Here is a 26,323-nt window from a genome sequence, read left to right as displayed (position 1 = left end):
GTTGCGCCCGGGTAACGGCATAATGTTGGCGCTAACATTGATGTCTGTCAAGAAATCCTGGCCGGTGACCTGCTCGGCGTCCGACCGCGGGTTGACCGGGCGGCCACGCTCAGGGAGTGACCAGGCCGGTCCGGTACGCCACGACGACGGCCTGGACCCGGTCGCGGAGGCCCAACTTGGCCAGGATCCGGGCGACATGCGTCTTCACCGTCGCCTCCGACAGGTGCAGGCGGCCGGCGAGTTCGGCGTTGCTCAGACCGTGGGCCAGCAGGCCCAGCACCTCCAACTCACGCGGGGTCAGCGCGGCCAGGTCCCGATGGATGGCCGGCGGGTCGGCGTCGCGCTTGGCGAACCGCTGCACCAGCCGCCTGGTGATCGCCGGCGCCAGCAGCGCGTCACCGGAACGGACCAGCCGGACCGCGCCCACCAGATGCTCCGGGGTGACGTCCTTGAGCAGGAAGCCGCTCGCTCCCGCGGTCAGTGCCGCGTACACGTACTGGTCCAGGTCGAAGGTCGTGAGCATGATGATGCGTGGCGCCTCGCCAGCGCCGGCGAGGATCTGGCGGGCGGCCGCGAGACCGTCCATGTCCGGCATCCGGATGTCCATCAGGACCACGTCGGGCCGGTGCCGGTGGACCGCCTCGACGGCCTCGACCCCGGTCGTCGCCTCGGCGACCACGTCGATCCCGTCGGCGGTCAGGATCATCCGGAACCCGGCCCGGACCAACGCCTGGTCGTCGGCGACCACCACCCGCACCGCTGCGGTCATGCCGTGCCCCCCAGAGGTGTGCCCGTCCGGTCGTCTCCCGCGACGTCGTCGAGGGCATTCTCCACCGGGATGAGGGCCTGGACCCGGTATCCACCGGTGAGTCGTGGACCCGCCCGCACCGTGCCACCGTAGACCGCCAGTCGCTCGCGTAGACCGATCAGCCCGCGCCCGGTGCCGGTGGCGGCGCTCGCGCCGGCTCGGCCGCCGGTGTCGGTCACCTCGACCCGCAGATGGGTCCCGGCGTAGTCGACGAGCACGCGCACGGATGCGCCGGCAGCGTGTTTGACGGCGTTCGTCAACGCCTCCTGCACCAGCCGGTACACGGTCAGCTCGATGCCGGACGGCAACGGCCCCCGCTGCCCGCGCACGACCAGCTCGACCTCGACCCCCGAGTCGCGCACCCGCCGCACCAGCGCGTCCAGCCCATCGAGGCCGGGCTGCGGAGCCAGCTCGGCCGCGCCCTCCTGCCCCAGAACGTCGCCGTCCATCGTGAGCAGCCCCATCACGTGCCGCAGCTCGGTCATCGCCGCCCGGCCGCCGGCCTCGACCGCGAGCAGCGCCGCCCGGGCGTCCTCGGGCCGGGAGTCCATCACCTTGCGCGCCGCGCCCGCCTGAATCACCATCACGCTGACGTTGTGGGTCACCACGTCGTGCAACTCCCTGGCGATCCGGGCCCGTTCGAACTCCGTGGCCCGGCGCAGCGCCTCGACCTGCTCGTGCTCCATGGCCGACATTCGCGCCCGGCCCTCGTCGGCGTGCTGCTTCCACCGGCGCAGCCCCTCGGCCGCCACCGCGATCGGCAACAGGATCAAAAACGGCACGGCGCTGTCGGACACCGAACTGGCGTCGGACTGCAACCCCGCGTGCAGCACCGCGGCCGCCGGCAGGCTGGCCAACGCCAGGATCTTGTACGGGCTGAAGACAGCGGCGCTGTAGCCGGCCACCACGCAGGCGAAGAAGGACAGCCGCAGCGCGGCCGGATTGTCGTCGACAAGCCCGGCGCTCGCCAGCACCACCCAGAGCGTCCCCAACGGGTAGCGGCGGCGAAACAGCAACGGCAGTACGACGAGCATGAGCAGCACCGCCGTCCAGCCGGTGCCGCCGTCGTCCTCGACCGGCAGGAAGGGCGGCCACACCGGGTCGGGTGGCACCGGCGGACCCTGCCAGAGCTCACCCCGCTCGAAGACGATGCGGCGCGCCGCCGGCCGGTCATCGACACCCTTGTCCGCCTGGATCGCGAGAAGACCGAGCCCGAGCGCCAAGAGCGCATCGAACAGCTGCCCCCGGCGCGACAACGGCGGCAACTGGCCGACCGGACGAGCCAGGGACCGGAGGTGAGACCACAGCCGGATCAACACCGCACGCCCCGTCATCGGTTCATTCTCGTGCCGGACCGCGCCGGTGCCTATCCGCCGGGAGAGCGGTGTCGCTACATCGCACGCCTACCTCGCAGGGATGACACCGCCACCGCTCATCCCGACGCGGTACCGAAGATGCCTCCCGTTGCCGATGTGTCCGACTCGTCCCCGCCCCTAGCGTCACCCTCGCCAGCTCACCATTACCTGAGGAGACGGGGACATGACCACACCGCTTATCGAGTTGCACGAGGTGACACGCCGGTACGACGAAGGGCCACCGGCGCTGCGTGAGGTGTCGTTGAGCGTCGCGCCCGGCGAGGCGGTGGCGATCCTCGGCCCGTCCGGCAGCGGCAAGTCGACGATGCTGAACCTGGTGGCCGGGCTGGACCGGCCGAGCACCGGCACGGTCACCGTCGACGGGGTGCGGGTCGACCAGCTCGGCGAGGCGGCCTCCGCCCGGTACCGGAGGGCCCGGATCGGTCTGGTGTTCCAGTTCTTCAACCTGCTCGACGACCTGACCGTCGCCGACAACGTCATGCTGCCGGCACAACTGGCCGGGATGGGCCGCGGCACCGCCCAGCGGCGGGCGGCCGAGCTGCTCGGCCGGCTCGGCGTCGACCGACACGCCGGCGCGTACCCCGGGAGGCTCTCCGGCGGTGAACGGCAGCGGGTCGCCGTCGCCCGCGCGCTGATGAACCGGCCACCGCTGCTGCTGGCCGACGAGCCGACCGGGGCGCTGGACACCGCCTCCGGCGAGGAGGTCATGCGCCTGCTCACCGAACTGCACGCCGACGGCCAGACCATCGTCGTGGTCACCCACGACCTGGTCCTCGCCGAGAGGTGCGCGACCCGGACCGTCCAACTCCTCGACGGGCAGGTCGCCGCCGACTCCGCGTTGGAGCGGACCCGATGAGCGCGCTGGCTCGGGTGGTCCGCGCCGGGGTCGGACGGCGACGCGTACAGACGATCGTGATCGGCCTGGTCGTGATGATCGCGGTGACGTCGGCCGTCCTCGGCGGTTCGCTGATGGTGGCCTCCCGGGGACCCTTCGACCGGGCCTTCAGCCAGCAGCAGGGCGCGCACCTCACCGCCCAGTTCGACGCGGGTGCGGTCACCGAGGCGCAGGTGGCCGCCTCCGCGAGCGCCGCCGGGGTCGCCGGGTCGGCGGGACCCTTCCCGAACGCCGAGCTGAACCTGAACAACCCGATGGGTAACCCGGTGCCGCCGCTGACCGTGGTCGGGCGCGCCGATCCGGGCGGCGCGGTCGACCGGGTCGACATCGTCGACGGCCGGTGGGCGACCGGGCCGGGGGAGATCGTGCTGGCCACGGGGGAGCACCTGCGGTTACCACCGCAGGTGCTGGGCCAGCGGTGGACGGTGTCCGACGCGCCGGGCAGCCCATCGGTGACAGTCGTCGGGTTCGCCCGTTCGGCCAGTCAGACCGCCGACGCGTGGACCACCCCGGCGCAGCTCGCGGCCTGGACCGGCCCTGACGGCCCGCGCGCCTACCAGATGCTCTACCGCTTCACCGAGGCCGGCACTGCCGCACAGGTCCAGGCCGGCCGGACGGCGGTGCAGGCGTCCGTCCCCGCCGCCGCGCTCGACAGCGCCGTGTCGTGGCTCGACGTTCGCCGGGAGGCGACCGGGGAGACCGTCCTGCTGGTGCCGTTCCTGATCGCCTTCGGCATGCTGGGTGTGGTCATGGCGGTGCTGATCATCGGCAACGTGATCGCCGGCGCGGTCTCCACAGCCACCCGCCGGATCGGCATCCTCAAGGCGCTCGGCTTCACGCCGGCCCAGGTGGTCCGGGCGTACGTGGGGCAGGCGCTCATCCCGGCCGCTGTCGGTGCGGCGCTCGGTGTGGTCGCCGGCAACCTCCTGACCGTGCCGATCCTCGCCCAGACCGATCAGCTCTACGGTACGGACGACAACGGGGTCGCGCTCTGGGTCGACGCGGTCGTGGCCGGCGGCGCGCTCACCCTCGTGGCGGTGACCGCCCTGGCCGCCGCGGCCCGGGCCGGCCGGTTGCGCAGCGTCGACGCGCTCGCCGTCGGGCGTACCCCCCGGCCCGGCCGCGGTCGGTGGGCGGCCCGCCTGACCAGCCGGCTGCCGATCTCCCGGCCGGTGACGCTCGGCCTGGCCCACCCCTTCGCCCGACCGGTACGCGCGGTGAGCGTCGTCGCCGCCATCGCGTTCGGCGCGGCTGCTGTCACCTTCGCGGTCGGTCTCGGTACGTCGCTGAACCGGATCCAGGAGGTCGAGGACATCGCCGACGTCCAGGTCGGGCAGCCGCACCGGGTGCCGCGGGGCGGGCCGCCGCCGGGCCCGGGGCAGCCTCCGGGCCCGGGGCAGCCGCGGGGTCCGGTGCAGCCGCAGCCGTTCGACGACCCGGCAGCGATCGAGCGGGTGATCGCCGACCAGGCGGGCACCGACGGGTACCTGGGCATGGCCCGCAGCGAGATCACCGCCGCGGGGATCACCGGTGAGCTGGACGCGGTCGCCGTCACCGGGCCGGACGGGGCGCGCTACTACCGGATGGTGTCAGGGACCTGGCTGACCGGCCCGGCGCAGATCGTCGTCTCGACGCCGTTCCTGACCGCTGCCGGAAAAGAGGTCGGTGACCGCATCGTGCTAACCGACAAGGGCGTCGACCTGCCCGTCACGATCGTCGGTGAGGCGTTCAACCTCGACGACGACGGCATGCAGGTCGTCACCGACGTCGCCACCCTGCGGGTGGCCGAGCCGGAGCTGGCACCGTCGATGTACTACGTCACTCTGGGGTCCGGCACCGACGCCAGGGCGTACGCGAAAGCGTTGACGGCGGCTCTGGACCCGCTCGGCGCGGTGGCCGACGGCCTCAGCCACGAGCCCGACGAGATGATCATCATCATCAACGCGCTGACCGGACTGCTCAGCCTCCTGCTGATGGTCGTCGCCGGCCTCGGCGTGCTGAACACGGTCGTCCTGGAGACCCGGGAACGCGTCCACGACCTGGGCGTGCACAAGGCGCTCGGGATGACACCCCGGCAGACCACGGCGATGGTCATCGCCTCGGTCGTGGTCACCGGCCTGGTCGGCGGCGCGGTCGGTGCGGGGGTCGGCGTGCTGCTGCAACGCACTGTCATCACCGAGATGGCGAGCAGCGTGGGCTTCCGCCTGCCCGGCTCGGTCCTCGACGTGTACGGCTCACTCGACCTGCTGCTCTTCGGTCTCGGTGGCCTGGTCATCGCCGTGGTCGGTGCCCTGCTGCCGGCCGGCTGGGCGGCGAAGACCCGGGTCGCGGTGGCACTGCGCACCGAGTGACGGCCACGGAGCCGCCGCTCACGGGTGCAGCCCCGGGAGCGGCGGTCACCCGCCTGCGCCGGGGCGGCGTGCTCCGGACCGGCCGGCCGACGAAAGCCTGAGCCAAATCCCGCTTAAGTGCGCCGCAGGATCATCGTCCCGACCCGTTCCTTCCCCGGATTGGACAGACGATGAATGTGCTTGATGTGCGACGGATCGCCACGGCGGCCGCCGTGTTGGTCGGCGCTGCCGGTGTCGCGGTGCTCGGCACGACCGGCGCGGCCTCGGCGGACGCCACCACCCGCTCCTGCGTGGTGCGCGACCCGATCTCCGAGACCGCGCACTTCACCTTCTACGACACCGGCACACCGGGTGAGGGCCCGGGGGACCGGGTCACCTTCCACAACGAGATCTTCAATGCGGCCGGAGTGCAGATCGGCACCGCCGACGGCGGCGCGCTGATCTACACCGGGTCGGACGGCGCCCTGTACGAGCGGATCGTCGCGGTGGACACGTACAGCGACGGTCGGGTGTCGTGGACCGCTCAGGTGTTGATCTCCTCGGCCAACAGCGGCGAGGATCAGACGGCGACCGCGGTGGGGCTCACCGGGCGGTACGCCGGCAAGACCGGCGCCCGCCACTTCCAGGTCGTCGGCGCCACCGAGGCGGGCGAGCCCATCTTCGCCTCAAGCCTCAGCGTCTGCGGCTGACCACCGAACACCGAGATCTCCCGGAGCGGATCCGCTCCGGGAGATCGTCGTGTGCACGCCCCCGGTGCGGTGACCGGCCACGCCCTCGGAACCGGCGGCCGGGCAGCGCCGAACAGGAACGGGGCCACCCGGACCCAGGCCGACGAACCCGTTGCGGAACAGCGGCGTCGGTCACCCGGTCGGCCAGACCAGACCGGGTGACCCCTCCGGCACGCGTCAGATCAGACCGGCGAGCCGACCGCCGCGCCGAACCAGCGGCCCAGCGCCGCGTCGAGCCCGCCGTCGACCGGCCCGGCGTACGCCACGTGCCCGTCCGGCCGCAGCAGGACCGCGTCGGCGTCCAGATCCGGGTGGCGCTCGACGGTCACCACCCGCACCCGGTCGGAACGAGCCGGGACGTCACCGGTCACCCCGTCGCTCAGCAGGAGCACCCCGCGCCCGTCGTGCAACAACCCCGCCAACGGCCGGAGCCCCTCCGCGGTGTGGACGTCCACCGGCGGCACGTGCGTACCGGTGAGCGGATGTTCGTTGCCGAGCGGGTACCTGACCTCGGTAGGCATGCGGAGCAGCCGTCGGCTCACCTCCGGGATCTCGATGAGATCGCGGAACACGTCCCGCAGCGCGCTCAGCCGGGTCAGTGGATGCAGCAGCGTCAGGGTGGCCTCGGCGTGCCGGACCATCCGCGCGCCGACCGGGCGTCGCTCGGCCTCGTACGTGTCAAGCAGTTCCTCGGACGCCCACCCGTTGACCACCGCCGCGAGCTTCCACCCCAGGTTCATCACGTCCTGGATGGCGGTGTTCAAACCCTGCGTACCGGAGATGAAGAGCTGGTGGGCGGCATCGCCGGCCAGCAGCACCCGGCCGGAGCGGTACCGGTCGGCCAGCCGGGTGGCGTGCCCGAACCGGGAGATGTAGTGCGTCTCGTCGATCTTCGGCACCCGGCCGGTGAGCCGGCCCAGACTCGCGGCCAGCTCGGCCGCCGTCGGTGCCGTGGCGTCCCGCACCGGCTCACGGTCGAACTCGATGGACATCAGCCGGATCTTCCCCGGCTCGATGGGCAGCGCACCGAACAGGCCGCCCGGCCGCGGCCCGGCGTCGAACAGCTCGTGCAGGTCGTCGGTGAGCGTGACGTCGCCGAGGATGCCGTAGTACGCCGGCAGGCTCCCGGCCAGGGTGATGCCGGCCAGAGTTCGCACCACGCTGTCCGGCCCGTCACAGCCCACCAGGTACGCGGCGCGCACCCGCCGCTCGTCCCCGGCGGAGCGCACGGTCACTGTCACGCCGTCCTCGTCCTGCGCGAAGCCGGTCACCTCGGCGCCACGACGAATCGTCGCGCCGAGTCGCTCGGCCCGCGCCGCGAGCACCGCCTCCAGGCGGACCTGCGGGAAGCCGTACGTCAGGTCCCGCTCGTTGCCGGCGTCCAGATCGAGCCAGAGCAGCGAGAACGGCGTACGCGGCCACGGGAACAGGTGGTCGCGGATCGGCGCGGCCAGCCCGCGCAGGTCGAGCGTCTCAAGGCAGCGGGCGTGCACAGCCATGCCGTCGCAGCGTTCCGGCGGCGCGCTCCGGCGTTCGATCACCTCGACGTCCACCCCGGCCAGCGCGAGCTCGCCGGCCAGCAACAGGCCGGCGGGTCCACCACCGACGATGACGACTGATCTGTTCATGGCACTCCTTTTGTCGGAAGGGCTAGAGCGGGGGGTTGCCGTGCCGGCCGGGGCGGGCCGCCGGAGCACGCGGATCCGTCCGGGCCGCGGCGACCGGAAGGACGGTCGGCGTGGTCATGCCGCCTCCTGGACGACCAACTCGGCGGCGGCGAGCTGCGCGTCGAGATAGCGGACCAGCGAGGCCACGGTGGGGTGCTCGTAGATGGCGACCGGCGGGAGGGCCAGCCCGGTCTCCGCGCAGAGCAGGTTGCGCAACTCCAACGCGGTGAACGAGGAGAAGCCCAGGGCCATGAACTCCGCGTCGTCGTCGACCTCGTCGGTGGTGGTGTGGCCGAGCACGCCAGCGGCGTGCCGGCGGACCAGGTCGAAGAGGTACGGCTCCCGGTCGCCGGCCGGGACCGACGTCAGGCGATGCCCATTCGACCCGGTCTCCTCCGGGTCGTCGGGCACCGCGACCGGGAGCTCGTCGAGCCAACCCGCCGGGGGGACGCCGGGCGCGTCGAGCCAGTAGCGGCGGCGTCGGAAGGCGTACGTCGGCAGCGGTATCGGCATCTCGACCGAGCCGGGCAGGAACGCCGCCCAGTCCACCGGGGCGCCGTGCACGTGCGCGTGGGCCACCGCGAGGCCGAAGGTGAGCGGCTCGGGCCGCCGGCCGCGCAGGACCGGCGCCAGGACCGGGGTGCTGCCCGGCAGGCAGTCGGGCACCAGTTGCGTAAGCGTCGGCTCCGGGCCCAGCTCCAGGTAGATGTTCGCGCCCTGGCCGTGCAGGCAGGTGACGGCGTCGGCGAAGCGCACGGTCTGCCGGATCTGCCGTACCCAGTAGCCCGCGGTCGCCAGCTCCTCGCGAGCCACCTGCCCGGTGACCGTGGACACGACGGTGATCTGCGGCGGCGCGTAGCTCAGCTCGCGGGCCACCGCCTCGAACTCGGCCAGCACGGCATCCATGTGCGGCGAGTGGAAGGCGTGGCTCACCCGCAGCTTGTGGGTCTTGCGGCCGCGGCCACGCCACCCCTCGGCGATCCGCAGCACGTCCGCCTCGTCTCCGGCGAGCACCGCCGAGGTGGGCGAGTTCAGCACGGCCACGGCGACCGTCTCCGGAGTGTCGATCGAGGCGAGCAGCTCCTCCTCGCTTGCCTGCACGGCGACCATGGCGCCGCCCTCACGGGCGGACTCCATCAGTCGGCCGCGCGCAGCGACGAGCCGGCACGCGTCGGCGAGGGTGAAGACTCCGGCGGCGTGCGCGGCCGCGATTTCGCCGATCGAATGGCCGGCGACCAGGTCCGGGCGCAGACCGAGGTGGTCGAGCAGCCGGAACAGCGCCGTCTCCAGGGCGAACAGCGCGGCCTGGGTGTACTGGGTGCGGTCCAGCAGGGCGCTGTCGGAGTCGGCGAACATCACCTCGCGCAACGGCCGCGGCAGGTGCGGGTCGAGGTGCGTGCAGACCTCGTCCAGGGCGGCGGCGAACACCGGGAACTCGGCCGCGAGTTGCCGTCCCATGCCGGGGCGCTGGCTGCCCTGCCCGGTGAACAGGAAAGCGGTACGTGGCGGGGTGCCGGCGAAGCCGCTCACCACGTTCGTGGCCCGCTCACCGGCGGCCAGTGCGGCCAGACCGCCAAGCAGGTCGGCGCGGCTGGCGGCGACGACCGCGGCGCGGTGGTCGAATCGGGTGCGGGTGGTGGCAAGTGCCCGCCCGGCGGCGGCGAGGCTGAGTTCCGGCCGCTCGCTGAGGTGGGCGTGCAGCCGAGCGGCCTGGTCACGCAGCGCCGCCGCGGTACGGGCCGAGACCGTCCAGGGCACGACGGCCGGTTCGGGGGCGTCGACAGTCGGTTCGGCGCCGCCCGCGTCGGGGGCCTGTTCGATGATGAGGTGGGCGTTGGTGCCGCTGATGCCGAACGAGGACACCGCGGCGCGGCGCGGGGCATCGCCGCCCGGCCACGGCGCCGGCTCGTCGAGCAGCGCCACCGTGCCGGCGCTCCAGTCCACGTGGGTGCTCGGTGCGTCGGCGTGCAGTGTGCGCGGCAGCAGCTCGTGCTGCAGCGCGAGCACCACCTTGATCACGCCGGCCACGCCGGCGGCGGCCTGGGTGTGCCCGATGTTCGACTTGATCGAGCCGAGCCGCAGCGGCCGCTCCGTGGACCGCTCCGCGCCGTAGGTGGCGATCAGCGCCTGCGCCTCGATCGGGTCGCCCAGGGTGGTGCCGGTGCCGTGTGCCTCGACGGCGTCGACGTCGGCGGCGGTCAGCCCGGCGTCGGCCAGGGCCTGGCGGATCACCCGCTGTTGGGACGGTCCGTTCGGCGCGGTCAGCCCGTTGCTGGCACCGTCCTGGTTGACCGCGCTGCCGCGGATGACCGCGAGCACCGGATGCCCGTTGCGGCGGGCATCCGACAGCTTTTCGAGCAGGAGCAGGCCGGCACCCTCACTGAACCCGGCGCCGTCGGCCGCGTCCGAGAAGGACTTGCAGCGGCCGTCCGGCGCCAGGCCACGCTGACGGCTGAACTCCACGAACAGACCCGGGGTGGCCATCACGGTGACCCCGCCGGCCAGTGCGAGGGTGCACTCCCCGCGGCGAAGCGCCTGGGCCGCCAGGTGCAGCGCCACCAGGGACGACGAGCACGCCGTGTCGACGGTGACCGCCTGCCCCTCGAGCCCGAGGGTGTACGCCACCCGGCCGGTGGCGACGCTGCCCGCGCTGCCGTTGCGCAGGAACGCCTCGTACTCCTTGGGTGCCTCGGGCAGCCGCGCGCCGTAGTCGCCGTACATCACTCCGGCGAACACTCCGGTGCGGCTACCGCGCACCGACACCGGGTCGATGCCGGCCCGCTCCAGTGCCTCCCAGGCGAGTTCGAGCAGGATCCGCTGCTGCGGGTCGGTGGCCGTCGCCTCCCGTGGGCTCATGCCGAAGAACGCCGGATCGAACTCGGCCGCGTCGTGCAGGAAGCCCCCGCGCCGGGTGTACGAGTGGCCGCTGCGGTCCGGGTCCGGGTCGTAGAGGTCGTCCACCCGCCAGCCGCGGTCGGTCGGGAACTCGCCGGTAGCGTCGCCGCCGGCGACGAGCAGGTCCCACAGCCGCTCCGGGCTGTCCACGCTGCCCGGATAGCGGCAGCTCATCGAAACGATGGCGATCGGCTCCGGCAGCGCCGCCTCGAGCTCCGCCAGGCGCTGGCGGGTCTTGCGTAGCTCCGCGGTGGTCCACCGGAGATATTCCATCGTCTTGTCGTCAGCCGTCATCGGTATCCCTCTCCGTCCGGGTCGCGGGCTCAGCCGAGCGAGCGGCCCAGCTCCTTGTCGATGAAGTCGAAGATCTCGGTGGCGTCGGCCGACCGCAGGTGCTCGGCCACCACGTCCTCGGCGGCGTCCACCGCCGGCCCGCCCGCCTCCTGCCAGTCGGCCAGCACCGCCTGCAACTTCCGGGTGATGACCAGCCGGGTCTCGAGGTCCGCACCGGCCGGAACGGTGCCGAGCGTGGTACGCAGCCGGTCGAGCTCGGCGAGCACCGGTGAGGACGCGTCGGGCGCGTCCGGCACGAGCGCCTCGCGGACGTGCTCGGCGAGCGCGGCCGGGGTGGGGTAGTCGAAGACCAGGGTCGGCGCCAGTCGCATGCCGGTGGCCGCGGTGAGCCGGTTTCGCAGCTCGACCGCGGTGAGCGAGTCGAACCCCAGGTCCTTGAACGCCTGCGCGGGGTCGACGCGGTAGTCGGGGCCGTGACCGAGCACTGCCGCGACCGTTGAGGTGATGAGCTGCAGCAGCACCGTCCGCTGCTCGGCCTCGGGCCGCCCGGACAGGTCGGCGAGCAGCGAACCGCCGGCCGGTTCGGCGTCCCGGCGTCGCGGCGTCCGGACCAGGCCGCGCAGCAGCGCCGGCAGCAGTCCGGACTCGGCGTGGCCGCGCAGCGCGACCGCGTCGATCAGGGCGGGCGCCACGACCGGCAGGTCGAGGGCCCGGGCCGCGTCGAACAGCTCCATGCCCTGCTCGGCCGGGATGGCGATCAGGCCGCTGCGGGCCATCCGGGTCACCCGGCCGGTGCCCAACTGGGCGGCCATGCCGCTGTCCTGCTCCCACAGGCCCCAGGCCATCGCGGTGGCCGGCAATCCGTGCAGCCGGCGGTGCTCGGCGAGCGCGTCCAGGAACGCGTTTGCCGCCGCATAGTTGGCCTGGCCGGCGTTACCGAGCGTGCCGGCGAACGAGGAGAACAGCACGAAGGCCCGCAGCGGCCGGTCGGCGGTGAGCTGGTGCAGATGCCAGGCCGCGTCCACCTTGGGCCGCAGCACCCGGGCCAACCGCTGCGGGGTGAGGGTGCCGAGGGTGGCGTCGTCGAGCACCCCGGCGGTGTGCAGGACCGCGGTGATCGGGTGCTCTTCAGGCACCGTGTCCAGCGCCGCGGCGAGAGCCTGCCGGTCCGCGGTGTCGCAGGCGACCACGTCGGCCGTCGCGCCGGCAGCCTCGAGTTCGGCCACCAGCTCGGCGGCGCCCGGGGCGTCCGGACCGGACCGGCTCAACAGCAACAGCCGGCGTACGCCCTGCCGGCGCACCAGGTGCCGGGCCAGCAGGCTGCCGATCCACCCGGTGCCACCGGTGATCAGCACGGTGCCGTCCGAACCCAGCTCCGGCGCCGAGTCGGCGGCCGGCGGTAGGGTCGCCAGCCGGGCCGCGTACAACACCTGGTCGCGGACGGCGAGCTGCGGCTCGTCGCCGCCGAGAGCGACGGTCAGGGCCCGGCTGAGGCCACCCGGTCCGCTCACGTCGACAAGGCCGATCCGGCCCGGGTGCTCGGTCTGAATGGCCCGGACCAGGCCCCAGACCGGGGCGTTCAGCAGGTCGGTGACGCCCGAGCCGGCGGGCACGGAGACCGCGCCACTCGTCACCACCAGCACGCGCGCGCCGGCGTACCGGTCATCGGCGAGCCACTCCTGCAGGACGGCAAGCGTCTCCGCCAACCGGTGGCCGACCTCGGCGGGCAGGTCGGCCGGCCCGGCCGCCGGCGGACACGGCAGCACCAGCACGTCGGGCGTCGGAGCCCCGGCGGTGACCGCCTCGGCCAACTCGGCCGGGGAGCCGTGCACGGTGACCGGCCCGTGCCGGCCCAACTCGTCGGCGAGGCCGAGCACGTCCGGGCCGAGCACCGCGTACCCGGCCATCGGGGTGTCAGTGACATCCGTGGCGTCGGGATAGACCGGCGCCCACTCCACAGCGTGCAGCGCGCGCCGCAGGTGACCGGCGCGCAGCCCGGCGAGCATCTCCGGCCCGACCGGCCGGACCGCGAGCGCCTCGACCACGGCCACCGGCCGGCCCGCTTCGTCCGCGGCGGTCAGCGTCACCGTGTCCGGGCCGGCCGCGGTGAGCCGCACCCGCAGCGTGGTGGCGGCTGTCCTGATCAGTCGTACGCCGCTCCACGCGAACGGCAGCCGCGCGCCGCCCTGCGCCGCGTCGCCGGTGCTCAGGTCGCCGGCCGCGTGCAGGGCCGCGTCCAGCAACGCCGGGTGCAGGCCGAAACGGGACGCGTCCGCCTGCGCCTCCTCCGGCAGCGACACCTCGGCGAAGACCTCGTCGCCGCGGCGCCACACCCCACGCAGCCCGCGGAACGTCGGCCCGTAGTCCAGGCCCGCCGCCTCGAAGGCGTCGTACCGGCCGGGCACGTCGACCGGCTGGGCGTCCGGTGGCGGCCAACTTCCGGCCGGCGTCGGCAACGACTCGGTCGGCTCGTCGACCAGCACACCGATGGCGTGCCGCGTCCACTCACCGTCCGGGTCGGCCTCCGGCCGGGACCAGACCGTCAGCGGAGCCGGACCGCCGGCGGCGGCGTCCACCACCACCTGCACCTGGGCGGCACCGGCATCCGGCAGCACCAGCGGCGCGTGCAGGGTCAGCTCGCTCACCGCCGGGCGACCGACCCGCGCGCCCACCCACAGCGCCAGGTCGACAAGGGCGGTGCCGGGCAGCACTGTGGTGCCGGCCACCACGTGATCGGCCAGCCAGGGATGATCGGCCAGGGCGAGCCGTCCGGTGAAGACGCTGCCCCGCTCGCCGGCCAGCCGCACCTCCGCGCCCAGGAACGGGTGCTCGGTCGCGGTGAGCCCGGCCGCCGAGACGTCGCCGACCTCGGCGGCGCCGGTGAGCCAGTAGCGCTGCCGCTGGAACGGATAGGTGGGCAGGCCGGTCGGGTCAACCGGACCGGGCAGCACCGTGGCCCAGTCGATCCGCAACCCCTGCGCGTGCGCGGTGGCGGCGGCCAGCAACACCTGATCCCAGCCGCCGCGGTCGCGGCGCAGCGTACCCAGCACCGCGCTGGGCGCCCCGCCGGCGTCGAGGGCCTCGACGGTGTCCTGGACGGCCCCGGTGAGTACCGGGTGGGCGCTGCACTCGATGAAGGTGCGGTAGCCGTCGGCGTGCAGCGCGGCCACCGCGTCGGCGAAGCGCACCGGCTGCCGCAGGTTGCGGTACCAGTAGTCGGCGTTCATCTCGGCGGTGTCGAGCGGTGCGCCAGTGACTGTCGAGTAGCAGGGCACCTCGGCCGGGCGGGGGTCCAGCCCGTCCAGCGTCGTGAGGATCTCGGCGCGCAGTTCCTCGACGTGCGCCGAGTGTGAGGCGTAGTCCACCTGCACCCGACGGGCCCGGATGCCCTCCTGCTCGCAGGCGGCCATCAGCTCGTCGAGGGCAGCCGGGTCGCCCGCCACCACAGTGGCGTTCGGTCCGTTCACCGCCGCCAGCGAGATCCGGCCCGGCCAGCGGGCCAGCAGCTCATCGACCTCGGCGGCCGGCCGCGGCACCGAGACCATGCCGCCGCGCCCGGCCAGCGCCACGATCGCCCGGCTGCGCAGCGCAACGATCCGGCAGGCCTCGTCCAGGGTCAGCACGCCGGCCACGTACGCCGCGGCGATCTCACCCTGGGAGTGGCCGACCACCGCGTCCGGACGCACGCCCAGCGAACGCCAGAGCGCGGCGAGCGAGACCATCATCGCGAACAGCACCGGCTGGACCACGTCGACCCGGTCCAGGGTGGGCGCGTCGGGCTCGCCGCGCAGTACGTCACGCAGCGACCAGTCGACGTGCCGGCTGAGCGCGGCGTCGCAGTCGGCGATCGCCGCCGCGAACACCGGGGCGGTGTCCAGCAGGCCCGCGGCCATGGCGGCCCACTGGCTGCCCTGGCCGGGAAAGACCAGCACGACCTTGCCGCGCTCGGTGGCTGTGCCCTGCACCGTCGTGGCGGCCGGCTCGCCGCGGGCCACCGCGGCCAGTCCGGCGAGCAGGTCGGCCCGGTCGGCGCCGACCACTGCGGCGCGCAGCGGCAGGGCGGCCCGGCCCCGGGCGAGGACGGTGGCGATGGCTGCGGCCGGAAGATCAGGCCGTCCCTCCGCGTACGCCCGGAGGAGGCCGGCCTGCGTGCGCAGACCGCCCTCGGTGCGCCCGGAGAGCAACCACGCCGTCGCCGGTGCGGGGTCCGGGTCCGGCGTCTCGCTGGGTGCGGGTGCCTCCTCGAGGACGAGGTGGGCGTTGGTGCCGCTGATGCCGAACGAGGACACCGCCGCCCGGCGCGGATGCTCACCGGCCGCCCAGGGCTGTGCCTGCGTGAGCAGCCGCACCGTGCCGTCGGACCAGTCCACGTGCGGCGACGGCTCGGCGGCGTGCAGGGTCGGCGGCAGTTGCCCGTGCCGCATCGCCATGGCCAGCTTGATCACGCCGGCCACACCGGCCGCGGCGAGAGTGTGTCCGATGTTCGACTTGATCGAGCCGAGCCACAGCGGCCGCTCCACGGACCTCTCCGCGCCGTACGTGGCGAGCAGCGCCTGCGCCTCGATCGGGTCGCCGAGCGCGGTGCCGGTGCCGTGCGCCTCGACGGCGTCGACGTCGGCGGCACTCAGCCCGGCGTCGGCCAGGGCCTGCCGGATCACCCGCTGTTGCGACGGGCCGTTCGGTGCGGTCAAACCGTTGCTGGCGCCGTCCGAGTTGATCGCCGACCCGCGCAGCACCGCGAGCACCGGGTGGCCGTTGCGGCGGGCGTCGGACAACCGCTCCAACAGGATCAGTCCGGCACCCTCGCCCCAGCCCGTGCCGTCCGCGTCGGCCGCGAACGCCTTGCACCGACCGTCCGGGGACAACGCCCGCTGGCGGCTGAACTCCACGAAGGACCGTGGCGAGGCGAGCACCGTGGCTCCGCCGGCCAGCGCCAGGTCACACTCGCCGCGGCGGAGCGCCGCGCCGGCCAGGTGGATCGCGACGAGCGACGACGAGCACGCCGTGTCGATGGTCATGGCCGGCCCCTCGAAGCCGAACTGATAGGCGACCCGACCGGACGCCACGCTCGTGGTGGTGCCGGTGGAGAGGTAGCCCTCCAGGTCCTCCGGAACACGGCCGAGGTGGCTGCCGTAGTCCGACGCGATCACGCCGGCGTAGACGCCGGTGGCGCTGCCACGCAGGGTGCCCGGGTCGATGCCGGCCCGTTCGAGGACCTCCCAGGTCAGCTCCAGCAGCAGCCGCTGCTGCGGGTCGGTGGCCAGCGCCTCGCGCGGGTTGATGCCGAAGAACCCGGCGTCGAACGCGTCCGCGTCCTCGATGAAGCCGCCGGCGCGGGTGTAGCTGGTCCCGGCGTGCTCCGGGTCCGGGTCGTAGAGCCGCTCGGTGTCCCAGCCACGATTGTCCGGGAACGGGCCGATGGCGTCGGCGCCGGTGGACACCAGTCGCCACAGATCCTCGGGCGAGCGAACCCCACCCGGGTACCGGCAGCCGGCCGCCACGATGGCGATCGGCTCGTCGGCGACCGCGGACCCGCGTACCCGCCCGGTGGACGCGGCGGCCTGCGCGGCCGCCGGCTCGAGGGCGGTCGCCAGATACCCAGCCAACGCCGCCGCGGTCGGGTAGTCGAAGACGAGCGTGGCGGGCAGCCTGAGCCCCGTCGCCGCGTCGAGCCGGTTGCGCAGTTCGACGCCGGTGAGCGAGTCGAAGCCGAGGTCGGTGAACGCCGCCGCCGGGTCGATCCGGTCGCCACCGGCATGGCCGAGGACCGCGGCGACCTGCTCGCGGACCACCGTGATCAGCAGCTCGGTTCGTTCCGCCGAGGTCCGCCCGGCGAGCCGGGCGGCCAGCGCCGAGCCTCCCGCCGCGGCGGCGCCGGACCGGGCGCGCCGGGTCGACGGCCGGACCAGGCCGCGCAGGATCGCCGGCACCTCGCCGGACGCGGCCCGCTCGCGCAGGGCCGCCGCGTCGAGCCGGGCCAGCACGGGCGCGGCCCGGCCGCCGGCCAGGGCCCGATCGAACATGGCCAGCCCCTGCGCGGCGGTCATCGGCCGAAGCCCACCGCGGGCGATCCGAGCACGGTCGGCCTCGCCAAGCCGGTCGGTCAACCCGCTGGGGTCCTCCCACAACCCCCACACCATGGCCACCGCCGGCAGCCCGAGCCGCCGCCGCTGACCAGCCAACCCTTCGAGGTACGCGTTGGCGGCCGCGTAGCCGGCCTGCCCCGGATTGCCGAGCGTGCCGGACACCGAGGAGAAGAGCACGAACGCCGCGAGGTCCGTTCCGGCGGTGAGTTCGTGCAGGTGACGTGCGCCGTCCGCCTTGGGTGCCAGCACCCCGGCCAGCCGGTCCGGGGTGAGCGCCTCCACCAGGCCGTCGTCGGTGCGGCCGGCGGCGTGGACGACAGCGGTCAGCGGCCGGTCGGCCGGCACCGAGGCGAGCAGCCGCGCGACGGCGTCCCGGTCGGACACGTCGCACGCGGCCACCACCGCCTCGGCGCCGGCCGCGGCCAGTTCGCCGACCAGTTCGGCGGCACCCGGTGTCTGCTCGCCGCGCCGGCCGGCCAGCAGCAGGCGACGTACGCCGTGCCGCTCGACCAGGTGCCGGGCCAGCAGCGCGCCGAGGGCACCGGTCCCGCCGGTGATCAGGACGGTCCCGGCCGGGTCCAACGGCCGGGGCACTGTCACCACCACCTTGCCGATCTGCCGTGCCTGGCTCAGGTACCGCAGCGCCTCGGCGGCCTGCCGGATGTCCCACACGGTGGTGGGCAGCGGTCGGAGCACACCCCGCGTGAACAGCGCCATCAGCTCGCCGAGCATCTCGCGGATCCGGTCCGGGCCGGCCTCCATGAGGTCGAACGCGCGGTACGCGACGCCCGGGTGGTCAGCGGCCACGCGCTGCGGGTCGCGGATGTCGGTCTTACCCATCTCCAGGAAACGTCCGCCGCGAGGCAGCAGGGCCAGCGACGCGTCGACGAACTCCTGGGCCAGCGAGTCGAGCACCACGTCGACGCCCTCGCCGTCGGTGGCGGCCAGGAAGGCGGTGGCGAAGTCCAGGGTCCGGGACGAGGCGACGTGTTCGTCGTCCAGCCCGACCGCCGTCCACTTGGCCGGGCTCGCGGTGCCGAACACCTCGGCCCCCAGGTGTCGGGCGAGCTGCACGGCGGCCATGCCGACGCCACCGGCCGCCGAGTGCACGAGCAGCCTTTCCCCGGCGCGCAGGTGGCCGAGGTCGGTGAGCGCGTAGTAGGCGGTGAGGAACACGATCGGCACTCCCGCCGCGGTGGCGTACGACCACTCGTCCGGGATGCGGGTGACCAGGCGGGCGTCGGTGACCGCGACCTCGGCGAGCGCGCCCGCGAACAGTCCGGCGACCCGGTCACCGGGTGCCAGCGCCGACACGCCCGCGCCGACCGCCTCGACGACCCCGCTCGCCTCACTGCCCAGGTCGGCGTCGCCCGGGTACATACCGAGCCCGATCAGCACGTCGCGGAAGTTCAGGCCGGCGGCGCGAACCCGGATGCTCACCTCGCCCGGCCCCGGCGGGCCGGCGACCCGGTCGACGACCATCAGCTCGTCGAGGCTGCCCCGCCCGGACACGTCCAGCCGCCACGGACGGTCGGCGGTGGGCAGCTCGGGCGCGGCGGCGGCCCGTTCGAGCCGGGGCGCCAACACCCGGCCCTCGCGCACCGCCAACTGCGGTTCGCCGGTGGCGAGTGCGGCCGGGACGGCGGCCTCCGAGGCCGGCGAACGGTCCACGTCGATCAGCACCACCCGGCCCGGGTGCTCACTCTGCACCGTCCGGACCAGACCCCAGACGGCAGCCCCGTTCGGGTCGTCGCCACCCGCCGCGGGCGCCGCGGGCATGGCCAGCTCGGTACGCACGACGAGCCGCCCGTCGCCGGCCAGTCCGGCGCGGATCGCGGCAAGCACGGTGCGCAGCGCGTCCCGGTCCCCGTACGGCACGGTGATCGTCTGGTCGTCCGGCGTCGCCTCCGGCTCCGGTGCGGCCACGGCCGTCCAGGCCACCGCGTACTCCTCGCTGGCGGCCCGCAACTGGTCCGCCGAGACGGCGCGGAGTTCGAGGCGTTCCACGGTGACCACCGGCGCGCCGTCCTCGTCGACAGCGATCAGCCCGACCGCGTCGCCGTCGCGGCGGAGCCGGACCCGCAGCGCGGTGGCGGCGGAGGCGTGCAGGGTCACCCCGGACCAGGCGAACGGCAACCGGGCGGGCTCGTCCTCGCCGGCCGCGGCGATCAGCGCGTGCAGGCAGGCGTCGAGCAGCGCCGGGTGGATGCCGAACCGTCCGGCGTCGGCGTGCTCGGCCTCCGGCAGGTGCACCTCGGCGAGCAGGTCCGGGCCGTCGCTCCAGGCCGCGCGCAACCCGCGGAAGGTCGGACCGTACCGGTAGCCGAGGCGGGCCAGCCGGTCGTAGGCATCGTCGACGGCCAGCGGCTCCGCGTTGTCGGTCGTCCACCGGGGGACCTCGTCCGGATCCCCGGCCCGGGACAACCGGCCGGTGGCGTGGCAGGTCCAGGCGCCGTCCTCGGCGGCGGGACGGGAGTGCACCGACACGACCCCGTGACCCTCGTCGTCCGGTGCGCCGACGGCGACCTGCACGGCAACGGCGTCGCGTTCGGGGAGCGTCAGTGGCGCGTGCAGCGTGAGGTCGTCGACCCGGCCGTAGCCGGCCTGGCGGGCGGCCAGCAGCGCCAGCTCGACGAATGCGGTGCCGGGCAGCAGCACCGCGTCAAGCACGACGTGGTCGGCCAGCCACGGGTGGGTACGCCGGGACAACGATCCGCTGAGCAGGTGCCCACCCGCGTCGGCGAGCTGGACCATGGCACCGAGGATCGGGTGACCGGCCGACCGCAGCCCCGCCGCGGCCATGTCGCCCGCCCGCTCGGGCCGCAGCCAGTACGACCCGTGCTGGAACGGGTACGTGGGCAGCCCGACCCGCCGTCCACCGCATCCGGCCAGCACCGCTGACCAGTCGACAGGTACCCCCGCCTCGAAGGCCCGGCCGAGGCCGGTGAGCAGCCCGCGCGGCTCCGGCCGGCCACGCCGCTGCGTGGCGGTGATCGACGCGCTGCCGGCCGGCAGGCACTCGGCCGCCATCGGGGCGAGGACGGCGTCCGGGCCGACCTCCACGTAGTGGGCGATGCCCCGCGCGTCGGCGGTGGCGATCCCGTCGGCGAACCGGACCGCCTCGCGCACATGCCTGACCCAGTAGTCGGCGGTGACCAGGTCGTCACCGGCGGCCAGCGTGCCGGACAGGTTGGCGATCACCGGGATCGTCGGTGGCTGGTAGTTGAGCGACTCGGCCACCCGGCGGAACTCCGCAAGCATGGGCTCCATCAGTCGCGAGTGGAACGCGTGACTGACCCGGAGCAGCCGGGTCTTGCGGCCCTGCGCGGCCCAGTGGGCGGCCACCTCGGTCACGGCCCTGGCCGCGCCGGAGACCACGACGGCCCGGGGCGCGTTCACGGCCGCGATGTCGACCCGGTCGTCGCCGCGCACCTCCGCCTCGGTCACCTGTAGCGCCGCCATCGCGCCACCGGTCGGCAGCGCCTCCATCAGCTTGCCGCGGGCCGCGACAAGCGCCGCCGCGTCGTCCAGGGACAGCACCCCGGCCACCTGCGCCGCGGCGATCTCGCCGATCGAGTGGCCGATCAGCAGGTCCGGCCGCACGCCCCAGGACAGCAGGAGCCGGTGCAGCGCCACCTCGACCGCGAACAGCGCCGGCTGCGTCCAGCCGGTGCGGTCCAGCAGGTCCGGCTCGTCGAGCACCTCGCGCAGCGGCCGGGTCAGGTGTGGCGCGAAGGCCGCGCACACCTCGTCGAGCGCCGCGCGGAACACCGGGTACGCCTCGGCCAACTCCAACCCCATGCCGGCGCGCTGGCTGCCCTGCCCGGAGAACAGGAACGCCACCGGCCCGGTCACCGCCGGCGTCGACGTGCCGTCGGCCACCGCGCCGAGGGCCTCGGCCAGCTCCTCGGTGGTCTCGCCGACCACCACGCCCCGGTGCGGCAGCACCGCCCGGGACGTGGCAAGTGACCAGGCCACGTCGGCCGGCGCGGCGCTCACCGTCGCGAGTCGGCGGGCCTGGTCGCGGAGGGCGGACGCACCGTGACCGGAGAATGCCCAGGCCACCGGCCCGCCCGGGTACGTGGTCGGTTCGGCGTCGACCGCCGGGGCCTCCTCGACGATGACGTGCGCGTTGGTGCCGCTGATTCCGAAGGACGACACACCGGCGCGCCGTGGCTGGTCGCCGGGGAGCCAGTCGGCTGGTTCGGTGAGCAGCTCGACCGAGCGGTCCGACCAGTCCACGTGGGAGGTGGGCAGGTCGGCGTGCAGGGTGCGCGGCAGCGAGTGGTTCCGCAGCGCCAGCACCATCTTCATGATCCCGGCGACGCCGGCGGCCGCCTGGGTGTGGCCGATGTTCGACTTGATCGAGCCGAGGCGCAGTGGCTCCCGCCGGTTGCGCCCGTACGCGGCGAGCACCGCCGCCGCTTCGATCGGATCGCCCAGTGCCGTACCGGTCCCGTGCGCCTCGACGGCAGCGACGTCCACCGGCGCCAGGTTCGCGTCGGCCAGTGCCTGCCCGATCACCCGTTCCTGGGCTGGCCCGCTCGGCGCGGTCAAGCCGTTGCTGGCGCCGTCCTGGTTGACCGCGGAACCGCGGATCACCGCGAGGACCGGATGGCCGAGTCGCACCGCGTCGGAGAGCCGTTCGAGGACGAGCACTCCGCAGCCCTCGGCGAAGCCGGTGCCGTCGGCGCCGTCGGCGAACGACTTGCACCGGCCGTCGGGCGCCAGCCCGCGCTGCCGGCTGAACTCGATGAACAGGGCCGGGTTGCCCATCACCGTGGCACCGCCGGCCAGCGCCAGGCCGCACTCGCGACGCCGCAGAGCCTGACTTGCCAGGTGTACGGCGACCAACGACGACGAGCAGGCGGTGTCGATGGTGACGGCCGGCCCCTCCAGCCCGAACGTGTACGCCAACCGGCCGGACGCCACGCTTGTGGTGTTGCCGGTGAGCAGGTACCCCTCCAGGTCGGCGGGGACCGACTCGGGCGGCGGCGCGTACCCGGTGGCGATGACGCCGAGGAAGACACCGGTGTCGCTGCCGCGCAGCCCGGTCGGGTCGAAGCCGGCTGATTCGAGGGCTTCCCAGCCGGTCTCGAGCAGGATCCGCTGCTGTGGGTCGATCGCGGTGGCCTCGCGCGGGTTGATGCCGAACAGGTCGGGGTCGAACCGGTCGGCGTCGTGCAGGAAGCCGCCTCGGGTCACGTAGGTGGTGCCCAGGTGGTCCGGGTCCGGGTCGAAGAGCGCGTCCTCGTCCCAGCCGGGCCGGTCCGGGAAGCCGGTGATCGCGTCGCGCCCGTCGTCGAGCAGTCGCCACAACTCCTCGGGAGTGTTCACCCCGCCCGGGAAGCGGCATCCCATCCCGATCACCGCGATCGGCTCGTGGTCGCGCGCGCTGAGTTCACGCAGCCGCCCGTTCGCCTTCCGCAGATCCGTGGTCGCCCGCTTCAGATAGTCGCGGAGCTTGTCTTCCTGATCGGTGGCCATGGACGTTCCCAACCCTTCAGACCGTGCCGAGTTCGTTGTCGAGTACGTCGAACAGTTCGTCGTCGCTTACCGGCTCCGGACCGCCGGTCTCCGTGTCGCCCGGCTCGTCACCGGCGTTGCCCCACTTCCACAGCAGGGCGCGCAGCCGCGGCCCGACCTTGGTGCGGGCCTGGTCGTCCCAGTTCAGGCCGGTCAGCGCGGCGTCGATCTCGTCCAGTCCGGACAGCACCAGCGAGGCCGGGTCGGGCAGGTCGGGCAGCAGCACGCCGCGCAGCCGGTCCGCCAGCTCGACGGCGGTGGGGTGGTCGAAGACGAGCGTGGCCGGCAGGGTGAGCCCGGTGGCCGCGGCCAGCCGGTTGCGCAGCTCGACCGCGGTGAGGGAGTCGAAGCCCAGATCGCGGAACGCCCGGTCGGGTGCCACCCGATCGGGTTCGGCGTGGCCGAGGACGGTGGCCACGTGCATCCGCACCAGGTCGAGCAGGAACGTGCGCTGGCCGTTCGGGTCGAGCCCGCCCAACCGGGACCGCAGCGTCGAGGCTCCTCCGGCCGTCGTCTCGCCGGCGGCCCGGCGGGGAGCGGCGCCGGTGAGTGCCCGCAGCAACGGCGGCACCGGACGGTCACCGTCGGGCTCCGTCGACGACGGCAGGATCAGGTGGATCGGCACCACCGCCGGGCGGCCCAACGCCACCGCCGCGTCGAAGAGGGCCAGGCCCTCGTCGGCGGTCAGCGGCCGTGTCCCACCGCGGCGCAGCCGCTCCCGGTCGGCGTCGTCCAGGTGTCCGGTCATGCCACTCGCCTCGGCCCACAGCCCCCAGCCCAGGCTGGTGGCCGGGAGCCCGTGGCGGCGGCGCATCCGGGCCAGGCCGTCCAGGTACGCGTTGGCCGCCGCGTAGTTGCCCTGGCCCGGGGTCCCGAACGTGCCGGCCGCCGAGGAGGCGAGCACGAACCAGGCCAGGTCCTGGCCGGCGGTGAGCTCGTGCAGGTGCCAGGAGGCGTCTGCCTTGGGCCGCAGCACGGCGGCCAGCTTCTCGTCGGTAAGCGCGGGCACCATGGCGTCGTCGAGCACGCCGGCGTTGTGCACCACCGCGGTCAGCGGGTGGGCGGCCGGCACGGCGGCCAGCACCGCCGCCAGCGCCTCCCGGTCGGCGGTGTCACAGGCCGCGAAGGTGGCTTCGGCGCCCAGTTCGGCGAGGTCGGCGCGCAGTTCTTCGGTGCCCTGCGCCTCGGCCCCCCGCCTGCTGACCAGCAGCAGGTGGCGGACACCGTGCTCGGCCGCGAGATGGCGGGCCAGCCGACCGCCAAGCATGCCGTTGGCGCCGGTCACCAGGACCGTGCCCGCCGGGTCGAGTGGCGTCGGCACGGTGAGCACCACCTTGCCGACGTGCCGTGCCTGGCTGAGGTAGCGGATCGCCTCCGGGGCGCGTCGCACGTCGAACGCGGTCACCGGCAGCGGCCGCAGTTCGCCCGCGTCGCACCGTTCGCGCAACTCGACGAGCATCTCCTGGATCCGGTCGGGCCCGGCGTCGAGCAGGTCGAAGACCTGGTAGCCGACGCCCGGCCGTTGCGCGGCGACCTCACCCGGGTCCCGGATGTCGGTCTTTCCCATCTCCAGGAAGCGGCCGCCGGGGCCGAGCAGGTCGAGAGAGGCGTCGACGTACTCGCGGGCCAGCGAGTTGAGCACCACGTCGATCCGCGCGTCGTCCAGCCGGCCGGCCAGTTCGCTCGCGAAACCCAGGTCACGTGACGAGGCGATGTGCGCGTCGTCGAAGCCCTGGGCGCGCAGCACCGGCCACTTCGGTGGGCTGGCCGTGGCGTACACCTCGGCGCCCATGCTCCGGGCCAACTGCACCGCGGCCATGCCGACGCCACCGGTTGCGGCGTGCACCAGGATCCGTTCGCCGGCCTTCAGGCCGGCCAGGTCGACCAGGCCGTAGAACGCGGTCATGAAGACCACCGGCAGGCCGGCCGCCTCGGCGAACGACCATCCGGCGGGTGCCCGGGTCAGCAGCCGGGCGTCGGTCACCGACACCGGCCCCACACCGCCGGAGAGCAGGCCCATCACCCGGTCGCCGGGCGCCACCGTGGTGACGTCCGGAGCGACCTCCAGGACCACACCGGCGGCTTCGCCGCCGGCCGGTCGCGCATCGTCCGGCACCATGCCGAGCGCGAGCAGGACGTCCCGGAAATTGAGCCCGGCCGCCCGGACGGCGATCCGCACCTGGCCGGCGGTGAGCGGAACGTCGGCGTTGTCATTCGGCTCCAGGGCCAGGTCGTCGACGCCGCCTCGGCCGGTGAGCCGCAGCGCCCAGGATCCAGGCCCGGACGGAAGCTCAAGCGGCCCGGCGCCGGTGACGCGGACGATCCGGGCGGCCGTCGCGACCCCGTCGCGGACGGCGAGCTGCGGTTCCGCGCCGCCGGCGAGTTGCGGCACCTGGGCGTACGAGGCCGGCAGCGCGTCGGTGTCGACCAGGACGAACCGGTCCGGGTTCTCGGACTGCGCCGAGCGCACCAGACCCCACACCGCGCTGTGCGCCAGGTCGGTGGGGGACTCGGCGGGTCCGGCAGCGACCGCCCCGCGGGTCAGCACCACCAGCCGGCCGGTGCCACGCAGCGTCTCCTGGAGCACCGACAGCACCTCGGCGAGCACGTCGAGCACCGCCTGCGGCCCGTTGTCGGGTGCCGCCGGGCACTGGTAGAACCTGACGTCGGCGTCGTCCGGTCCGACGAGTTCCACTGCGGTGTCGGCGAGCGCGGCGGACAGGCCGACGTCCGTACCGAGCAGCGCCCACCGCCCGGTCGGGGCCTCCTGCGGCGCGGCGGGCACCCAGTCGAGTTCGTACAGCGATTCCGGCACCCGGTGGGCGCTCAGGTCGTGGATCGCCGCCACTCGCGCGGCCAGTGACTCCACTGTCAGCACCGGCTGGCCGGCCGGGTCTGTCGCGTGGATCGCCACGGTCTCGCCGGTCCGCCGCAGGTGCACGCGGAGCACGGTGGCCCCGGTGGCGTGCAGGGTGACGCCGCCGAACGCGAATGGCAGGCGAACCTCGTCGCTGGCGGCGGCCAGCGGGTGCAGCGCGGCGTCGAGCAGCGCCGGGTGCAGCATGAACCGGGCCGCGTCGGCGTGCTGCTCGGCGGGGAGGGCGACCTCGGCGTACAGGTCCTCCCCCTGCTGCCAGGCGGCGCGCAGGCCGCGGAAGGCGGGCCCGTAGTTCAGGCCGAGTCCGTCCAGCAGGTCGTAGTCCACGTCGAGCGGCTCGGCTCCGGCCGGTGGCCAGGCCGCGGTGGGTGGGGCGGGCTCGGGCTGGTCGGCGGTCAGGGTGGCGGTGGCGTGGGTGGTCCACGGCGCGGCCGGATCGTTGGCTGGCTGGCTGTACACCGTGAGGGTGCGCCGGTCCGGGCCGTCACTGTCGAGCACGGCGTGCAGCCGAACCGGCTCGGCCAGGAGCAGCGGGGCCTGCAGGGTCAGTTCGGACAACTGCGGGAACCCGGCGGCCAGCCCGGCGTGGAGGGCTATGTCGAGGTATGCGGTGGCGGGCAGCAGCGCGGTGCCGCGCAGGGCGTGGTCGCGGATCCAGGGCTGTGTCTGAGCGCTGATTGTCGAGGCGTAGAGGGTCGCCTCCTGGTGTGGCAGCCGCGTCGTGGTGGCGAGGAGTGGGTGGGTGGTGGGGTTGAGGCCGAGGGTGTGGGGGTTGGTGTGGGTGTGTGGTGGTGCGGTGAGCCAGTGGCGGGTGCGGGT

9 protein-coding genes are annotated in these 26,323 nt (G+C 74.2%); 3 read left to right on the top strand and 6 right to left on the bottom strand.

Annotated elements, in window-relative coordinates; all coding sequences use genetic code 11:
* Positions 1-109: 109 nt before the first annotated feature.
* Together AB0F61_RS21215 and AB0F61_RS21210 are read right to left on the bottom strand one after the other, a co-directional pair.
* Positions 110-769 carry a response regulator transcription factor gene (locus AB0F61_RS21215; RefSeq protein WP_357812195.1) on the bottom strand — a complete coding sequence of 220 codons (660 nt, stop codon included), beginning with the start codon at positions 767-769 and terminating at the stop codon, positions 110-112.
* Positions 766-2,142: a histidine kinase gene (locus AB0F61_RS21210; protein ID WP_357812193.1), complete on the bottom strand. Its 1,377-nt coding sequence runs from the start codon at positions 2,140-2,142 to the stop codon at positions 766-768. Before AB0F61_RS21210 ends, AB0F61_RS21215 begins: the two co-directional genes overlap by 4 nt.
* 205 nt (positions 2,143-2,347) lie before the next feature.
* Between AB0F61_RS21210 and AB0F61_RS21205 the strand changes: the two genes are divergently transcribed.
* The 3 genes from AB0F61_RS21205 to AB0F61_RS21195 all read left to right on the top strand — a co-directional run bounded on the left by AB0F61_RS21205 (position 2,348) and on the right by AB0F61_RS21195 (position 6,119).
* Positions 2,348-3,040 carry an ABC transporter ATP-binding protein gene (locus AB0F61_RS21205; RefSeq protein ID WP_357812191.1) on the top strand — a complete coding sequence of 231 codons (693 nt, stop codon included), beginning with the start codon at positions 2,348-2,350 and terminating at the stop codon, positions 3,038-3,040.
* Positions 3,037-5,430, top strand: a complete 2,394-nt coding sequence (locus AB0F61_RS21200) for an FtsX-like permease family protein (protein WP_357812189.1) — start codon at positions 3,037-3,039, stop codon at positions 5,428-5,430. The genes AB0F61_RS21205 and AB0F61_RS21200 overlap by 4 nt, the downstream gene beginning before the upstream one ends.
* 170 nt (positions 5,431-5,600) lie before the next feature.
* Positions 5,601-6,119, top strand: a complete 519-nt coding sequence (locus tag AB0F61_RS21195; RefSeq protein WP_357812187.1) for a hypothetical protein — start codon at positions 5,601-5,603, stop codon at positions 6,117-6,119.
* 221 nt (positions 6,120-6,340) lie between these two features.
* On the opposite strand, the gene AB0F61_RS21190 is transcribed toward AB0F61_RS21195, so the two are convergent.
* The 4 genes from AB0F61_RS21190 to AB0F61_RS21175 form a co-directional block, all read right to left on the bottom strand.
* Positions 6,341-7,786 carry an FAD-dependent monooxygenase gene (locus AB0F61_RS21190; protein ID WP_357812185.1) on the bottom strand — a complete coding sequence of 482 codons (1,446 nt, stop codon included), beginning with the start codon at positions 7,784-7,786 and terminating at the stop codon, positions 6,341-6,343.
* A gap of 114 nt (positions 7,787-7,900) precedes the next feature.
* On the bottom strand, positions 7,901-11,014 hold the full coding sequence (locus AB0F61_RS21185; protein ID WP_357812183.1) for a beta-ketoacyl synthase N-terminal-like domain-containing protein: 3,114 nt from the start codon (positions 11,012-11,014) through the stop codon (positions 7,901-7,903).
* A 29-nt stretch (positions 11,015-11,043) separates the two neighbouring features.
* On the bottom strand, positions 11,044-22,587 hold the full coding sequence (locus AB0F61_RS21180) for an SDR family NAD(P)-dependent oxidoreductase (protein WP_357812181.1): 11,544 nt from the start codon (positions 22,585-22,587) through the stop codon (positions 11,044-11,046).
* A 16-nt stretch (positions 22,588-22,603) separates the two neighbouring features.
* A partial coding sequence (locus AB0F61_RS21175) for an SDR family NAD(P)-dependent oxidoreductase (protein WP_357812179.1) occupies positions 22,604-26,323 on the bottom strand: 3,720 nt, incomplete at its 5' end.

The sequence above is a fragment of the Micromonospora sp. NPDC023888 genome (assembly GCF_040639415.1).
GTDB lineage: Bacteria > Actinomycetota > Actinomycetes > Mycobacteriales > Micromonosporaceae > Micromonospora.
Note: the sequence above shows the minus strand (reverse complement) of the source record. Positions and strands in the feature narration are given on the sequence as shown.

Bases quoted from the DNA above. Each gene is read 5' to 3' on its own strand.
- AB0F61_RS21215 (WP_357812195.1), bottom strand. From the start codon at position 769: ATGACCGCAGCGGTGCGGGTGGTGGTCGCCGACGACCAGGCGTTGGTC.
- AB0F61_RS21210 (WP_357812193.1), bottom strand. From the start codon at position 2,142: ATGACGGGGCGTGCGGTGTTGATCCGGCTGTGGTCTCACCTCCGGTCC.
- AB0F61_RS21180 (WP_357812181.1), bottom strand. From the start codon at position 22,587: ATGGCCACCGATCAGGAAGACAAGCTCCGCGACTATCTGAAGCGGGCG.
- AB0F61_RS21200 (WP_357812189.1), top strand. From the start codon at position 3,037: ATGAGCGCGCTGGCTCGGGTGGTCCGCGCCGGGGTCGGACGGCGACGC.
- AB0F61_RS21195 (WP_357812187.1), top strand. From the start codon at position 5,601: ATGAATGTGCTTGATGTGCGACGGATCGCCACGGCGGCCGCCGTGTTG.
- AB0F61_RS21205 (WP_357812191.1), top strand. From the start codon at position 2,348: ATGACCACACCGCTTATCGAGTTGCACGAGGTGACACGCCGGTACGAC.
- AB0F61_RS21185 (WP_357812183.1), bottom strand. From the start codon at position 11,014: ATGACGGCTGACGACAAGACGATGGAATATCTCCGGTGGACCACCGCG.
- AB0F61_RS21190 (WP_357812185.1), bottom strand. From the start codon at position 7,786: ATGAACAGATCAGTCGTCATCGTCGGTGGTGGACCCGCCGGCCTGTTG.